Origin of the sequence: Nostoc sp. DedQUE09 (assembly GCF_034530915.1) — a bacterium.
In the GTDB taxonomy this organism is placed as follows: Bacteria; Cyanobacteriota; Cyanobacteriia; order Cyanobacteriales; family Nostocaceae; genus Nostoc.
In genome coordinates this window covers 1-16713 of record NZ_JAVRCE010000105.1, presented here as the reverse complement: position 1 = coordinate 16713, position 16713 = coordinate 1, and the positions used below count along the sequence as shown (strand labels likewise).

General features: G+C 41.2%; 12 protein-coding genes and 1 pseudogene. 8 read left to right on the top strand and 5 right to left on the bottom strand.

The genetic code is table 11. The features are described 5' to 3' along the window. Positions 1-505: 505 nt before the first annotated feature. On the bottom strand, positions 506-1969 hold the full coding sequence (locus tag RMY27_RS34130; RefSeq protein WP_322669234.1) for an MFS transporter: 1464 nt from the start codon (positions 1967-1969) through the stop codon (positions 506-508). A gap of 300 nt (positions 1970-2269) precedes the next feature. On the opposite strand from RMY27_RS34130, the gene RMY27_RS34125 reads away from it, so the two are divergent. The 5 genes from RMY27_RS34125 to RMY27_RS34105 all read left to right on the top strand — a co-directional run bounded on the left by RMY27_RS34125 (position 2270) and on the right by RMY27_RS34105 (position 7620). Then, complete coding sequence (locus RMY27_RS34125) at positions 2270-4018, top strand: P-loop NTPase fold protein (RefSeq protein ID WP_322669233.1); 1749 nt, start codon at positions 2270-2272, stop codon at positions 4016-4018. A 215-nt stretch (positions 4019-4233) separates the two neighbouring features. Continuing rightward, a complete protein-coding gene (gene crtO, locus RMY27_RS34120; protein ID WP_322669232.1) occupies positions 4234-5934 on the top strand; it encodes a beta-carotene ketolase CrtO in 1701 nt (566 codons plus the stop codon). 263 nt (positions 5935-6197) lie between these two features. Next, on the top strand, positions 6198-6404 hold the full coding sequence (locus tag RMY27_RS34115; RefSeq protein ID WP_322669231.1) for a high light inducible protein: 207 nt from the start codon (positions 6198-6200) through the stop codon (positions 6402-6404). 145 nt (positions 6405-6549) lie between these two features. Next, positions 6550-7101, top strand: a complete 552-nt coding sequence (locus tag RMY27_RS34110; RefSeq protein WP_322669230.1) for a hypothetical protein — start codon at positions 6550-6552, stop codon at positions 7099-7101. A gap of 345 nt (positions 7102-7446) precedes the next feature. After that, entirely contained in the window at positions 7447-7620 is a 174-nt protein-coding gene (locus RMY27_RS34105; RefSeq protein ID WP_322669229.1) for a hypothetical protein, read from the top strand. A 260-nt stretch (positions 7621-7880) separates the two neighbouring features. Here the strand turns inward: RMY27_RS34105 and RMY27_RS35685 are convergent. The 3 genes and pseudogenes from RMY27_RS35685 to RMY27_RS34095 form a co-directional block, all read right to left on the bottom strand. Beyond that, positions 7881-8022 (bottom strand): annotated as a pseudogene (locus RMY27_RS35685) (IS4 family transposase); the annotation flags it as partial. A 17-nt stretch (positions 8023-8039) separates the two neighbouring features. Next, entirely contained in the window at positions 8040-9047 is a 1008-nt protein-coding gene (locus tag RMY27_RS34100) for an aldo/keto reductase (protein WP_322669228.1), read from the bottom strand. A gap of 428 nt (positions 9048-9475) precedes the next feature. After that, positions 9476-10051 (bottom strand): Uma2 family endonuclease, encoded by a 576-nt coding sequence (locus tag RMY27_RS34095; protein ID WP_322669227.1) that lies wholly within the window; start codon positions 10049-10051, stop codon positions 9476-9478. 225 nt (positions 10052-10276) lie between these two features. Between RMY27_RS34095 and purH the strand changes: the two genes are divergently transcribed. Continuing rightward, the gene (gene purH, locus RMY27_RS34090) at positions 10277-11797 is read left to right on the top strand and encodes a bifunctional phosphoribosylaminoimidazolecarboxamide formyltransferase/IMP cyclohydrolase (protein WP_322669226.1); all 1521 of its coding nucleotides are present in this window, start codon (positions 10277-10279) and stop codon (positions 11795-11797) included. A 455-nt stretch (positions 11798-12252) separates the two neighbouring features. Here the strand turns inward: purH and RMY27_RS34085 are convergent, their stop codons facing one another. After that, positions 12253-12765, bottom strand: a complete 513-nt coding sequence (locus tag RMY27_RS34085; protein ID WP_322669225.1) for a DNA topology modulation protein — start codon at positions 12763-12765, stop codon at positions 12253-12255. Positions 12766-12894: 129 nt separating this feature from the next. Here RMY27_RS34085 and gatB point away from each other — a divergent pair, with 129 nt between their 5' ends. Continuing rightward, positions 12895-14370 (top strand): Asp-tRNA(Asn)/Glu-tRNA(Gln) amidotransferase subunit GatB, encoded by a 1476-nt coding sequence (gatB, locus tag RMY27_RS34080; protein ID WP_322669224.1) that lies wholly within the window; start codon positions 12895-12897, stop codon positions 14368-14370. Between the two features lie 672 nt (positions 14371-15042). After that, on the top strand, positions 15043-16305 hold the full coding sequence (gene argJ / locus RMY27_RS34075; protein ID WP_322669223.1) for a bifunctional ornithine acetyltransferase/N-acetylglutamate synthase: 1263 nt from the start codon (positions 15043-15045) through the stop codon (positions 16303-16305). Positions 16306-16713 lie beyond the last annotated feature (408 nt).

Sequence of the window (16713 nt, the reverse complement as noted above, 5' to 3'; positions counted from 1 at the left end):
TTTTCCCCTCAACACTTGCAATTTTACCTGTTTTAGGGAATGAAACAGCCCTGCCCCTGCGGGGGAGCAAGCTACGCGTAACGTTCCGTAGGAAAGGTATCGCCTAGACTAAAATTCATATTGAACTAAGTAAAAATGCCATTCAACTTACTCAAAATGAGCTTTGACTTACTCAAAACGAACTTCTGCTTTCTCAAACCTGAGTTTGCTTTCTCATTTTAGTGTTTTCCGCAAGCAAAATAAGCTTTTACTTATTCAAACCCCAGTTTGCTTTCTCATTTTAGTGTTTTCCGCAAGCAAAATAAGCTTTTACTTACTCAAAAGAAGCTTTTGCTTTCTCAAACCCCAGTTTGCTTTCTCATTTTGGTGTTTTCCGCAAGTAAAATTAGCTTTTACTTACTCAAACCCCAGTTTGCTTTCTCATTTGAGTAATTCACGCATTCATTTTGGCTCAAAGACTCTATAGTTTGCTGGAATCTTGTTGAAATACATAATTGAAAACTTATTATTCCACTTCTATCAAATGAGTTGACTGCTTGATTGGGAATAACAATCGCATTAGCTGACCCAATGGCATAGAGCGTTGCTCATGAATAAAAACTAAGGGTAGAAGTGCAGCCATGCGTAGTAAGCCTGAGATAACAAACAACCCTAGCAAACCTGCAACACCAGGCAGAGTTGCTAGAAAACTACCGACTGTAATACCCATCGCTCCAGTGATACCAGCAATTGCACCTGCGATCGCAAAATAACTTGATTGATAACGTAGTGGTGCTATTCCCATCATCAAATTGTTAGTACACAAATCAATTGCTGCCCACGTCCCGCCAGCTAGTACATGCAACAAGGGTAGCCAGATCCAAAAAGAAATTTGATCCTTTCCAACACCTAGCCACAGCAGAGGTGTCACCGCCACTAAGACTCCCACTAATAGCAGTAGCGGACGATTTCCAATTCGGTCAGCCAGTTTTCCCCACAAAAGCAGCATTAACATATTTGCACCAGTTCCTAAGCCGTGATAAATCGTTACCACACTAATATCTATATCCAAGTTATCCAGCATATAGAGGTTAAAGAAGGGAGCGCTGATGTTAACAGCAAAGCACCAGATGCTCAGGTAAAGCAGAAACTTCAAAAAGTTAGCATCTTTAAACAAGCTAAAATCTATTCCTTGGGGCTGTGGATTTGGTGTATCTGAATGTGCAACTTTTAAAAGCTGCGGGTTTATATCGGTCATCCAGAACTGACAGCCCACACTAATTAGCCCTAGCAAAATTCCTAGAACCAAGACGGCACCATAACCTTGAAGGGTTCCACCAGGCCAAGCCGATACTGCTAAACCTAGCAGAGGCACACCAACAAGGTTAGTCAAACCGAGAATACTATTACGAAAGCCGAAATATCGCCCCCGCAATCGCTGAGGTACTAAGACAGCTGACCACCCAAGCCAAGGCGCACGGCCAAAAGCTTCGATAATATTAGCTACTAAGAGAATTGCCAATGCCAGCTGTACTACCTGGTATCCAGTAATACGAGATGAAGTAACCAACCAAATCGCTGGTAGAAGAATCAACCATAGCAGCCGCGACGGGATGAAAATACACATGAAATACCAGCGGAAGCTGGTACTTCGGTTTACCAAATACGCTCCCAGTGGTTGGAGTAGATTCACCATCTGAGGGATAGCGGCGAGTAGACCAATTTCGACTGGACTAGCGCCTAACTCTAGCAAGAAATTACTGAGCAACGCGCCGCCGATGATACTATAAAGAACCGCAGCAAAGACACTTTCATAAGTTAACGCCTTGAGACTTTGGCGAATTTCTGGCTTAGAAATTTTTAGAAACAGTTTTGCAGTTGGAAAAAGTACCGTCTCTGTTAATGCCCTATCCTCTGAAATTTCTTGAATGGGGACAGGGGGAAGAGAACTAGCTTCTACTGAAATGTCATCTTTTTGGGGCTGAACCATACTATTTATTTAGTCAATATTTAAAGAGTTAAATTGTTATAGCTACTATTACCCACAATTAGCAAAACTTATATAAGATTTCATAAATAAGTTTTAAGGCATTGCAATTCCTTACTTGTCTATTTAACCTTCTAATTCCAGCGGTGCCAAAGAACTAATCTAAAACCAATTGCATAAGTCTTGAGGAAATTATTTCACCGAAAATTTCTATCTTAAGGTATCATTGCTCATCCTACTGAATGTGCCACGATTGGCTATGCCCTGCCGCAGGCGATCGCAACATCAGTAAAAAAGCTTTTTATGACACAGACAGAAATTAACGATATATCGGCAGATAGCTCCTTAGTTGATCCAGAAAAAGACCTGCTAGGACATGCGAACTTTGCCAAGTATCTAGCGGACAGTATTTGCAAAATGACCTTTCCTGAAGGTTTCGTTATTGCAGTTTACGGTTCTTGGAACTCTGGCAAATCGACGCTGTTAAACTTTGTAGTTCACTATCTTCAGCAAAAGCCAGAGGAGGAAAAACCAATCATCATTCCTTTTAATCCCTGGTTATTCTCTGGACACCAAAATATTACAAGGCGCTTTTTTGACCAATTAAAAAACGTTTTAAGCCAAGAGTCATCTGTGCCAAAAGGTTTGAGAGAGAGAGTAGCTGATTTTGCCACAGTTATTTCAGATATTCCTCTACCTTATGCTCAAACTGGCAAGGCATTAGCAGCATTATTGGACGATAAGGACAAAGAAGCTGGCGAATTAAAAGAAGAAGTAGAAGACACGTTAGCACAGCAGCAACGGCGAATAGTCGTAACAATAGACGATATTGATCGGTTGGCTGCGGAAGATATCAAGCAGTTATTTCGTATTATTAAAGCAATGCGAAATTTTACTAATCTAGTCTATCTTCTGGTTTTTAATAAAGAAGTTGTAATGAGAACAATTGCAGATATTAAAGAAATATCTGAAGAAGCATATTTAGAACAGACTATTCAAGTTAGTTTTGAGTTACCTAATCCTGATAAAACCTCACTTCGTAGGCTGCTATTTGAAAAGCTAGATTATATATTCTCTCAAACCTCAAAACAACAAATTAATCAAACTCGCTGGGGTGATATTTACTTTCAAGGAATAGAACACTTTATTGCTAATATTCGCGATATTACTCGTTTTATTAATACTTTAACGGTGACGTATCCAGCAGTAAAAGATGAAGTAAACCCTGTTGATTTCCTTGCCATTGAGTCTTTGCGAGTCTTTTGCCCAAAAATATATAGTATAATCCATCAAAATCCGCATATTTTTGTAGGAGAGGTAAACCTTTCAGTAGACGAACTCAAGAATCTTTTGAATACCTGGATTGCTCAACTGCGAGATGAAGACAAGCAGCCTATTAAAAACCTGCTAATGCATCTTTTTCCTAAGTTAAAACTCATTTTTGGTAATACTGATTTAGATGAAAAGCAAGAGTTGGAATGGCGCGAACATCTACGTGTGTGTAGTTTAGAAATATTTCCTATTTACTTTCGTCTGTCATTATCAGCAGGTGAATTGTCTAATGTTCAGATAAAAATTATCCTTGGTTTGGTTGGAAATACAGAGAAATTTAGAAATTATCTGATAGAACTTGCTAAACAAAAACTTCCAAACGGCACAACGCAAGCCAGGGTGTTTATAGAACAGTTAGAAAATTCTACTGAAGAAATTCCTGTGAATTATATCCCTTCAGTTGTAGAAGCTTTGTTTGATGTCAGCGAGCAATTATTATCTCAAGATGATGAATCTCATAGCATTCTTGCTTTTAGCAATGAAGTTATCATTAGTCGTTGTATCTCGCAACTCTTGCGTCAAATAAATGAAACATCACGGTTTGAATTGCTAAAAAAAGTAATTATCCAAGGGAAAGCGTTACCAATAATTAATCACGAAATTGCAATACTAAAAGAGCAACAAAGTCAATATGATACAGATAAATCTAACTATGAAGAGAAATGGCTTGTGAACGCACAGCACCTCAAGGAATTAGAAGAAATGAGTGCAAGAATATAGGTAAAAACTGATACCAGCTATAAATAATATAAACTCTGGACTTATTTATAGTGTTTCTTGGTTGCGTACAATAAAATGGGTTAAAAATAAATTTACTTCTTGATGATAAAAACACTACTACTAGATATATAAATATTCTATAACCCACGAAAGATTTAGATATCTTCAGCACTTTCTAATATCAGGGAATATACTTTAATCCCCCCATTGCACTCATGGAATCGTATGACGTTGTAATTATTGGCGCTGGTCATAATGGCTTAGTTTGTGCTGGCTATCTGCTGAAAGCTGGTTACAGCGTTTTGTTATTAGAAGGGCGATCGCTCCCCGGCGGCGGTTCTACAACAGAAGAACTTATGCCTGATGAAGCACCTGGTTTTAAATTTAGTCCTTGCGCGATTAACCATCTATTTATTTTCTTAGGGCCAGTCATCCAAGAGTTGGAACTGCATAAGTACGGCTTGGAATATCTTAGCTGCGATCCAGTTGCCTTTTGCCCCCATCCAGATGGGAAGTACTTCTTAGCTCACAAATCGGTGGAAAAGACTTGTGCGGAAATTGCCCGTTACAGTCAGCGTGATGCTGAAAAATACGCTGAATATGCCGATTTTTGGCAGCGCTTTATTACAGGGATTGCTCCTTTCTTCAATGCACCACCTAAATCAATTGTTGATATTGCTGGTAATTACAATCTCAATAGTCTGCAAGACTTATTTTCCCTTTTAGGTGGTTCTAACACAACCCTTGATTTACTCCGTACCCTACTCAGCAGTGCTACAGATAATATTAATGAGTACTTTGATTCTGAGTTTGTCAAAGCACCTCTGGCTAGACTCTCAGCCGAACTAAGTTCCCCTCCCTCACAAAAAGCTATGTCCTTTGGGGCGATGATGATGATGTTGCGTCATAATCCCGGTATGGCAAGGCCACGTGGTGGTAGTGGTGGACTTGTGGAAGCTTTGGTAAAGCTGGTAAAAGCTGAAGGTGGTACAATTCTCACCGACCAAAAGGTAGAAAAAGTTTTGGTAGATGATGGTAAAGCTGTTGGTGTGCGGGTTGCTGGTGGCAAAGAATATCGTGCGAATAAAGGTGTAATTTCAAGTATTGATGCCAAGCGCTTATTCTTACAACTAATGGATAGTAGCGATGTCGATAATGCTGATCGCAACTTGCGCGAAAGGTTAGACCGCCGCATCATTAACAATAATGAAACTATCCTCAAAATCGATTGTGCTTTATCTGAACCCTTGCGCTTTGTCCACCACAATCACCAAGATAATTATCTCATGGGTTCTATTCTGATTGCTGATTCCGTCAATCATGTAGAACAAGCTCATAGTCTGATTACTCTGGGTAAAATTCCTGATGAAGACCCATCAATGTATGTGGTAATGCCTACCGGACTCGATCCATCGATGGCACCAGAAGGCAAGCATACATTATGGATAGAGTTTTTTGCACCTTATCAAATTGCTGGTGCAGACGGTACAGGTTTAAAAGGTACGGGTTGGACGGATGAACTGAAAAACAAAGTTGCAGACAAAGTGATTAATAAACTAGCGCAATATTCGCCCAATCTGCAACATTCAATCATCGCCCGTCATGTCGAAAGTCCGGCGGAGTTGGGAGAACGGTTAGGGAGTTACAAAGGTAATTATTACCACATCGATATGACTTTAGAACAAATGCTTTGCTTCCGTCCGTTGCCGGAATTAGCTAACTACAAAACACCAATTGATAACTTGTATCTTACTGGTGCTGGAACTCATCCGGGTGGTTCAATTTCCGGTTTGCCGGGACGTAACTGTGCGCGTGTGTTTTTGCATAATGAGCAACCCATCGCCCAGAAACTCAAGGAAGCCGGAGGTTCAATTAAATCTGCTTTTGCATCTGTCTTAAGGAGTGAATCAGACTAAGAGGCTGTTTGTAAAAAAAGTAAATAGCATCAGGAGATTGCTTCATTTAAAAGTTGAGTCTGGAGTAGATAAACGGCTACAGATGATATTTTGTGAGCTTTTCGGGCAAGCTACTGATGCTTTTTAGTCAAAACTATCAAAAGTCTAGACAATTCCCTGAGATACTTCCTGTGACACTTTTAGATTCCCCAATAGACAGAGAACTACAACCGCAATAGTAACTAAGATGTGGGTGTAGTAAGAGTTATTAAAGAATATTTGCAATGGCAACTGAAACTAACAAAGCGGTTGAATTGTCTACTGAAGCTAAAGCCTATAACGGTATTGATCGCAATGCTTGGATTCTTGGGTGGAATCCCCAACAAGAACTGTGGAATGGTCGTTTAGCGATGATTGGTTTTGTTTCTTACCTACTTTGGGATTTGGCTGGCTATAGTTTAGTCCGTGACGTACTCCATTTGGTTCGCTAAACCTTCACTGATGATTTCTCCCTCCTTGGGGGAATGAATTAAATAAACAACTTAGTAGCGTTTTAATACTTAACCTACTCGTCAAGTGAGGCGAAATACTGTGGTTATAAATGGACGCAATAAGACAATTGTGAAAGAGGGAAATATGATAACTAAAGATACTATACGTGCATTAGGAGTATTTGCTAATTCTCAACAGATAGAGCAGGCAATTAATGAATTGAAAACTGCAAACTTTTCTATAGAGAAAGTTTCTGTGATTGCTAAAGATGTAGAGCAAGGCGATCAGGTAGGTGAGGCGCAGATAAGCGATCGCATTGGTAATCAAGATGTAAATACAACTGGAGCAGTAGGAGACACGCTGACAGCAACTACTTGGGGTAGCGCGTTACTTGGTTTGAGTAGTTTGGCACTTCCCGGTTTAGGAGCCGTACTCGCAGCAGGTTCCGTAGGTGTAGCATTAGTCAGCAGCGTTGCAGGTGTCGCTGTCGGAGCCGCAGCAAATCAGAATTTACTGAAGGCATTAGGTGATTTAGGCATACCCGAAGACAGAGCGAGAGTTTATAGCGATCGCCTCCAGCAGAGTTATTATTTGCTCATCCTAGAAGGCTCAGAAGAAGAAATTCACCGCGTTGAACCAATATTACGCGATCGCGGTATTGAATATTGGGGCGTGTATGATTCCCCAGATAGTTAAAATGGTGTGTGCATTAGCATTTTGTTAAGACAAAAACGTTTTTTACAGGCATCAAGCCGCAGATGAAATGGCTTTAGCTATGAGGATAAATAGATAATGACTTTTAAGATTAGTAATTATCAAAGATCCTCATAGCAAAAATTAGCCATGAGTTTTTGGCTTGACCAGCAACAGTTTCTAGAAGCAGTTACCAAGATGATTTAACTGCCGATTTTTAATCAGGTAGATAAAAATAACCTTTAACTTCACCTACTTATTTCTACCTTTTTTATTAATCCTAAAGCTAGATGTAATTTCTGGAATTAAAAGCGAAATTGTAATAAATAATTAAACAACATAAGAGCCATGAAAACTGACAACGTAACCAATTCTAACAATACTGAGCGGACGACAATCGAGGGTGGAAGTAAAGAAGCTCTCAATCAAAAAACATCTGTGCAATTTTTACTTAGCACAGCACTGGTAGTTATAACAATTATCCTAGTTAGTGCAACTGCTTATTACGGACTTATTCGCTAATGCTACTTGTTTAACCAGAAGATTGTTGTTTTTTGATCGCATTGAATAGCACTTGGATAATTTTAAATATAGCATCAGCCTTAATGGAAGTTTGGCAGTGTTTTTAGGTAGTCAAAAGTCTTTGTTTGTGTGAAAACACTGCCATATTTTTGTAAGGTTTGAACTTTGGTTTTTCTCATCCGAGATGTTATCAGGAAACAATGCACGAGTCTATCACGATAAATCGCGTCTCTACATCTGGGTTTTGGACTTATCTGGACTGTATTGCGCTTGACTTTGGTATTTTCTGTATACCAAGTTTTGATGGGGTAATGAGTAAATGCTTCGACCACCATCAGAATTTTACCCGAAGCGTTTTCTTTGAGTGCTTTTAAGCTTCCTCCGCACTGCTTCTAGTGTTGACCATTTGTGCAAATAATTCACTTAGTTTGAAAGATATTTTGTACCATTTTTTTGTCTGCATTCGCCGCAGCTTTATCCAACTCTGCAATCTCACCAGCGTCTAATTGCCAACCCAACGCACCAAGATTCTCCCTCGCTTGTTCGACGCTCTTTGCTCCAGGGATGGGAATAGTTCCTTTACAGATACACCAATTAATTGCTACCTGTGACATAGTTTTGTTTCTGAACTGTGCCACCTCTCGCAAACATTTCAAAAGTGATTTGCCAGCAGAAGCCGTTTCGCTTCTACGCATTCCTGATAATATTTGCTTAAATAACAGACCTCGAATGCCTTTAGGCAAAGGGCCTTGTTCAGAGTATTTTCCTGTCAATAGTCCCAAAGCTAAAGGGCTATAGGCAATCAATTTAATGTCCAACTCATCACAAAAGTCTTTGAGTTTGAGTTGAGTCACAGGATATGTAGACAACAGAGAATATTGAACTTGCAAAGTTGTAATCGGAACGCCTCGTTCCGCGAATTTTTTATGCACTCGCTTAAGCCGTTTCGGCCCATAATTGGATAATCCCACTCCCTTAACCAGTCCTTGCTCATACAAATCGGCAAGACCATCTAAAAGTCCTTCCTCTTGCCAAGGAGCATAGTTTGCTGTTGACCAGTGCATCTGTACCAAATCGACGTTTTTTCCCAGGCGTTGGGCAGATGACTGGCAAGCCTTTACCATTGATTGACGTGTCCATCTCCACGGGTAAGCAGCCAGCTTAGTCGCAATACAAATATTTTCTTTGCCTAAACCTACATATTCTCGGTTGAATCGTCCCAGAAGCAACTCACTCCGACCATTCAATCTCCCGGTTCCGTAAGAATCACCTGTATCAAATAAAGTTACACCGTTGCTTACACAAAGGTTAAACACGGCTTGCAACTGCTCATCCATAGTTTCGTCATATCCCCAAAGCAGTTGGTTGCCCCAGGCCCAAGTGCCACAGCCCATGCTTGGGAGTGAGAGTTTTTGGAGAGTCTGCATCTTTGCTGTTTGTAGATTGCCTTATTAATTATCAGGCATACATAGCACAATACGGTTCAGTTAAGGAGAATTGTAGCGATTGTCTTGAATGTCAAGTGCGATCGCAAACAAAAAACTAAGACACATCAGCTTTCCATGCTTCAAAGCTAAATATTTCTTCAGTTTGGCTTGAGTGAGAAAAAGATAAGCCTTTTCACTATCATTGGGGAAATTTCCCTTGTTACAGGGACGGCTGGCGTATGAAATTAAACCAATCTTGGGGGCTGAATGAGAATCTGGGCTACTAATGCAAAGTATTCTACTAAAAAATACCTATTACATTTATTTATTAAAAATTAAAAGTTTATATTTTTTAGTGTCATTCGATTCAAATTATGAATTGTTTTTAATTAGTAATAATTTAGAGTATTCTGATTCCTAATTAAACTTTATGGTAATCCAGCGCGTTGAAAGATTGCGTGAGGGGTAATTTCCAATTCTGGTAGTAAATCATCAGTAATTACTTGATGAGATCGATAAGTAATCGGCAAGGAAGATGGTGCAAATACAGTTACAGTTCTAGCTTTTGTATCAACTACCCAAACACGAGAAACACCAGCTTTCAGATAATCAGTCGCTTTTTCTGCAATTTCACCAAAACTTTGACCAGGCGAAATGATTTCGATGATTAATTCAGGTGCGACAGGACAAGCTTCGTCTAATAGCCAATCAGCAGGAAGACGGTTATAAGAAATATAGGTCAGATCGGCTACAGGCATCCAATCTTGTTGATTTCGTGTTAATTTAATTGCCCATTCAATCACAACTCGACCCTTTGCTTGTGCCCATGCAGACAATAGAATAAATAAAGCACCAGTAGTCGAGCCATGAAAAAATTTTGGCGACATTTCAATATCTTTGTATTTTGGTACAGCTTCACCGTTAACAAACTCGTATGTAATATCTCCTTCGGGAAGTGCGAGAAATTCTTCTAGGGTTAGGCGTTGATTAGAAGACTGAACCATAGGTGTTATGTGGGTAAAAGATGCTTACTTTTAGTTTAGGCGATCGCAAATATTAGAGACTAAGCCTACTTAGTCCTTATTTTCAGCATTTTCGACAGTGCTGATGGGAGATGTAAGCATATAAATTACACGAGTCAATTTTATTCCTCATGGTCTTGAAGTGAACCAAAGCTTATGCAAAACTTGAGATCCTTCGCTTCTAGCCTACTTTTAAGGAATTGATCAATGGCGCGTCTAGCCCTGCTGAGTGTATCTAACAAAACTGGTTTAATTGACCTAGCCCGTAGCTTGGTTGAAGAATTCGACTTTGATTTAATCAGCAGTGGGGGAACAGCCCAAGCACTCAAAGATGCGGGACTCCCTGTCACCAAAGTTGCAGATTACACAGGTTCTCCAGAAATTTTAGGTGGCCGAGTTAAAACCCTGCATCCCCGGATTCACGGCGGGATTTTGGCGCGGCGAGATGTTCCCGAAGATATTACAGATTTAGAAAATAACCAAATTCGCCCGATTGATTTAGTAGTGGTGAATCTATATCCTTTTGAGGAAACGATCGCTAAACCAGGGGTAACATTATCCCAAGCTGTTGAACAGATTGATATCGGTGGGCCAGCAATGCTACGGGCATCATCGAAAAACTTTGCCCATTTGACTGTATTATGCGACCCGGTACAATATAACGAGTATTTACAAGAATTGCGGCAAAATAACGGCGAAGCATCTCTAGAATTTCGTCAAAAGGCAGCGTTAAAAGGATTTTTGCATACTGCTAGCTACGACCAAGCGATCGCATCTTACCTGGCAGAAGCACAGCAGTATACTCTTAGCGGTACACAATTACAATCTCTGCGTTACGGCGAGAATCCCCATCAACCCGCCACTTGGTATCAAACTGGTATTACTCCAACGGGATGGACAGCCGCGACGAAACTGCAAGGTAAAGAACTTAGTTACAATAACTTAGTTGATTTGGAAGCCGCACGCCGAATTATTGCTGAGTTTACCGATAGTCCAGCCGCAACGATAATTAAACATACAAATCCCTGTGGTACGGCATTGGGAAGTACAATTTCAGAAGCTTACCAAAAAGCCTTCAATGCTGACTCTACTTCTGCCTTTGGTGGAATTGTCGCACTCAACCGTCCGATTGATGCGGCTACAGCTAGCGAGTTAACTAAAACATTTTTAGAATGCGTGGTTGCACCAAGTTGTGACGCAGAAGCTCAAGAAATCCTGGCTAAGAAATCTAACGTGCGGGTTTTGACTCTAGCTGATTTGAGCAGTGGCCCTAAGGATACAGTGAAAGCGATCGCAGGTGGTTTTCTTGTCCAAGCTAGCGATGATATAATTGCTGACACCAGTCAATGGCAAATAGTTACCGAACGTCAACCCACCGACAGCGAATTAGCGGAATTGCTGTTTGCGTGGAAAGTTTGCAAACACGTTAAATCGAATGCCATTGTTGTCACAAGCGATCGCACTACACTAGGAGTAGGCGCTGGTCAAATGAACCGCGTTGGCTCAGTTAAAATTGCTCTAGAACAAGCTGGAGAAAAAGCCAAAGGTGCAACTCTTGCCAGCGATGGATTCTTCCCCTTTGATGATTCTGTGAAAACAGCCGCAGCCGCAGGAATTACAGCCATTGTCCAACCAGGGGGAAGTTTGCGCGATAAAGATTCAATCAAAGCTGCTAACGAACTGGGTTTGCTGATGGTCTTAACCGGGGTACGTCACTTTTTACACTAAATCATTGCTTATCAGGTGTGCAGTTTACAAAGTGTCACACTAAATACTTTCTTTATAATTGAAGCAATGATATTATCTAATCGTGTGTGAGGAGCAAGTTAAAAAGAAAAAGCGTTTGGGGTGGAAACACGGCAACACTCCCAAGCGCTTTTTAATTTGTCAAAAATTGGATTGCTTGTGCAGTTTAGAAAGTGTTACATAATTTACTTGCTTTTTGATTGAATTAGTGATATTGTTTAATCGTGTGTGAGGAGCAAGTTAAGAATAAAAAATGTCTGGGGTGGAAACACGGCAACACTCCCAGGCATTTTTTAATTTGTACATATAAATTCTAAAAATTAACGCTTTCAAAATAATTTCATATTTTTCCTTCCACTTAAAGACACGAATTAAGTAACAATATCTACTTTCCCTATTTTTTCAGATAACTTTAATAAAAATCAATTGAGTAAATCTCAATTGTGAGAAATATTTTCCATAAGCTCTCTGACTTCTGTTGGTTTGCGGAGAATAATAACTTGCTGGTTTGGTGTTAATTGACTAAGTTTTTCTAAAATTCCAGGACGACGAATAATTGGGTATGACCAGATATATTTTAGAAATTCCCAGTTCAATCTTTCAGGACAATCTGATGCCATATCAGGTCTGGATTCTCCAGCATACATGAAACGGCGTTTAATCACTCGCGACAAACATAAAAGTCGAGGAAAATCCAAAAAAATTACCGTGTCTGCAACTGACAAACGAAGGTCGAGAGTACCGCCATAATTACCATCCATAATCCAAGATTCTCGTCGGGTTAGGTCTTGGATAATACTTTGCCATTCAGTTTTTGGAGTCTCAATCCAACCAGGATTCCAGTACCAAGAATCCAAGTGAATCACTTCTAAACTTAAGATGGTTCCCAGCTCGCGGGCTAGGGTAGATTTACCAGCACCTCCAGAACCAATAATCAAGATTTTCTTCACTTTAGGTCTGCACTTTCTTTTTTAAGCTCAAGAGGTAAGCATTGCTCACCCAAATAACCGTCTTCAGAGCAACTCAATACGCCGTTACAATAGTACCACTACAAGGATTATGCCCAAATTATTGATATTATGACCACTGCTACGACCGTAAAAACTGAGTATGAAGCGATTATTGGTTTAGAAACCCATTGTCAACTGAGTACCAATACCAAGATTTTCTCTAATAGCTCTACGGCATTCGGCTCTGACCCCAATACTAACATTGACCCGGTTTGTATGGGTTTACCTGGGGTCTTACCTGTACTTAATCAAAAAGTATTAGAATACGCCGTCAAAGCTGGTTTGGCACTAAATTGTCAAATCGCTAAATATAGCAAATTTGACCGTAAGCAGTATTTTTATCCAGATTTACCAAAAAATTACCAAATTTCTCAATACGATCTACCGATCGCAGAACATGGTTGGTTAGAAATTGAGTTGGTAGATGCCGAGGGTAATCCGACTCGTAAACGCATTGGTATTACGCGTCTGCACATGGAAGAAGATGCTGGAAAATTGGTACACGCAGGTAGCGATCGCCTCTCCGGTTCTTCTTATTCTCTGGTAGACTACAATCGCGCAGGTATCCCATTAGTAGAAATTGTTTCCGAACCCGATCTGCGTTCTGGACTAGAAGCTGCTGAATATGCCGAAGAGTTGCGTCGGATTGTCCGGTATCTCGGCGTCAGTGACGGCAACATGGAACAAGGATCTCTGCGCTGCGATGTCAACATTTCCGTGCGTCCAGTGGGACGAAAGGAGTTTGGCACCAAGGTAGAAATTAAAAACATGAACTCCTTCAGCGCCATCCAACGGGCGATTGACTACGAAATTGAACGCCAAATCGCCGCCATCGAAGCAGGCGATCGCATTATCCAAGAAACTCGGCTGTGGCAAGAAGGCGCTCAATGCACAAGTAGTATGCGGGTGAAAGAAGGTTCTAGCGATTACCGCTATTTTCCCGAACCAGATTTAGCACCAATTGAGGTGTCTAATGAACAATTAGAGCAATGGCGTAGCGAACTACCAGAATTACCAGCCCAAAAACGCCATCATTATGAAAGTGAGTTGGGACTTTCCGCTTACGATGCGCGAGTGTTAACAGAAGATCGTTCAATAGCCGAATATTTTGAAACTGCGATCGCATCTGGAGCAAATCCCAAAGCTGCTGCCAACTGGATTACTCAAGATATTGCAGCCCACCTCAATAAGCAAAAACTCACTATTACTCAAATCGCCCTAACTCCCACCAATCTAGCAGATATCATCACTCGCATTGAAACAGGCAAAATTAGTAATGCTCAAGCTAAACAAAAGTTGCCAGATTTGCTGAGTGGTATTTCTCCTGAAAAAGCCTTTGCCGGACAAGAGTTAATCACCGATCCTAGTGTACTGGAACCCATCGTTGATGAAGTCATAGCCGCCAACACCAAAGAACTAGAAAAGTATCGCAACGGTAACACTAACCTCAAAGGCTTCTTTGTCGGACAAGTTCTCAAAAAGACAGGCAAACGTGCCGATCCTAAGCTGACTAACGAATTGGTCGAGAAAAAACTGAACGCCTAGTGAGCTGTCAAGCTAACTTTGCTGGGTGAGGAAGCAGGAGGAGCAGAGAGGCAGGGGAGCAGGGGAGACAACGGGACAAGGTGACAAGAGGTGAGAACTTGCAACAAGTCTTTCCCCTTGTCCCCAATCCTTCTTGTCCCCAAGTCCTCTTCCCAATGCCCAATTCTCAATTCCCAAACTAAGTATTTTCCCGGTGTTGCTTCACACAATCTTCATATAAAAGCTGGTGACAACCCTCATACGTAAAATGATATGCTGTGGTAAGTAGATGCACCCTGATGATCTGGAGAGCTGCCTAAGTAGCTCTCTTTTTTATTTTATTTTCGTGGTATTTACGGATAAAATTCAAAAATTTTTAGAAATAATCTCAATAAATAAGTATTAAACCTTAAAGAATAAATCAGAGAGATCAGTAAGTAGATGTATCGTGACGATCTAGAGAGTGACCAAAGTGGCTCTCTTTTTTTGTTTTGGTTTTTCGTCATAAGAAAGGTAAAAACAATTATGCCAATCGCCAACTGGTGCATTATTATTGCCATCAGCAAATAAACTCACCATAAAAGGGAGTGGGGAGTAGAGGGAAACTAATAACTCTTAACTCGTAACTCCTAACTCAGCACTTTTGTAAAGTACAAATTGACCTATCCAACCTGATAGTTGTAAGGAAAAATAATGGCAGATTGGCAAGAAATAACAGGTGGTATCACAGCACCAAGGGGGTATCAGGCGGCGGGAATTACCGCAGGGTTGAAACCTTCGGGGTTGCCAGATTTAGCTTTGATATTCTCAGAAGTGGAAGCGATCGCAGCTGGTGTGTTCACCACCAGCCAAGTGAAAGCTGCCTGTGTAGAATATTGTCGCCAACGCTTGCAAGCCAAACAAAGCGCTCGTGCCATCCTCTGCAACGCTGGACAAGCAAACGCCGCGACAGGAACTCAAGGCAACCTTGATACCCTAGAATCTGCTCTGGCAGTAGCCCAAGCCCTAAACATCTCGTCTGAATCTGTGTTATTGGCTTCCACTGGTGTAATTGGTCAAAGAATTAAGATGGATGCTTTGCGAAGTGGAATTCCCAAAGTAGTAGCAGCACTATCAGAAACAGGTTCGGATGCTGCTGCCGGGGCGATTATCACTACAGACTTAGTAACAAAATCTATTGCTTTAGAGACAACTATAAGCGATGCCTCCGGCGGGCTGCGCCAACGCCCGGTACGAATTGGCGGCATTGCCAAAGGTTCCGGCATGATTCACCCCAATATGGCAACCATGCTGGCATTTGTGACTTGTGATGCTGTGGTTTCGCCTCACCTTTGGCAGCAGATGTTAGCAAGGGCAGCTGATAGAAGTTTTAATTCCATCACCGTGGATGGTGATACCAGCACTAACGACAGCTTAATAGCTTTGGCAAATGGTCAATCTCGCACCCCAGCAATTATAGAATGGGGCGCAGAAGCAGAGAAATTAGAGGCGATGTTAACAGCAGTTTGCCAGCATTTAGCCAAAGCGATCGCTCGTGATGGTGAAGGCGCAACCTGTCTCATTGAAGTGGAAGTGACTGGCGCTCATGACGAACTCTCAGCCCGACAAATAGCTAAAACCATCGCCGGTTCATCCTTAGTTAAATCTGCAATCTTTGGACGCGATCCAAATTGGGGACGCATCGCCGCCGCTGCTGGACGTGCGGGTGTGCCCTTTGAGCAAGAAAACCTGCAAATTAAGCTCGGAAATTTTCTAATGTTAGAAAATGGACAACCTCTGCAATTTGACCGTGCAGCAGCAAGTGCTTATTTGAAAAAAGCATCGGTGGGTGCTTATCTGCAACAGGATACGGTGTTAATCTCCGTTAATGTTGGCAATGGTTATGGTGTGGGTAAAGCTTGGGGTTGTGATTTGAGTTATGACTACGTGAAGATTAACGCCGAATACACTACCTGAACTACTCCTAATATACCACTTTTCGGTTGAGTGGAATACAGACCTAACCCCCAGCCCCTTCCCTACTAGCGTTGGGCAGGGTGGTTTCATAGGAAAAAAGAAAAATACATAAGCCTTGATTTCTTGTTTTGTAGCATGGCTTTTTACCCCACTTCCATTCCTCTCCCCGAAACGGAGAGAGGCTTTGAAACGCAGTTTTAGTTTTTCTCTGGTTGTATGAAACCACCCTGCTTCCCTACTAGCGTTGGGGAGTAAGATTGAAAGCCTCTCTCCTTTTAGGAGCTAAAGTGTACACACATCCTGTCAATTAAGCCCAAACCTTGGATTTACCCCCCTTAATCCCCCCTTTATAAGGCAGGGCTGTTTCATTCCCTAAAACAGGTAAAATTGCAAGGGTTGAGGGGATAA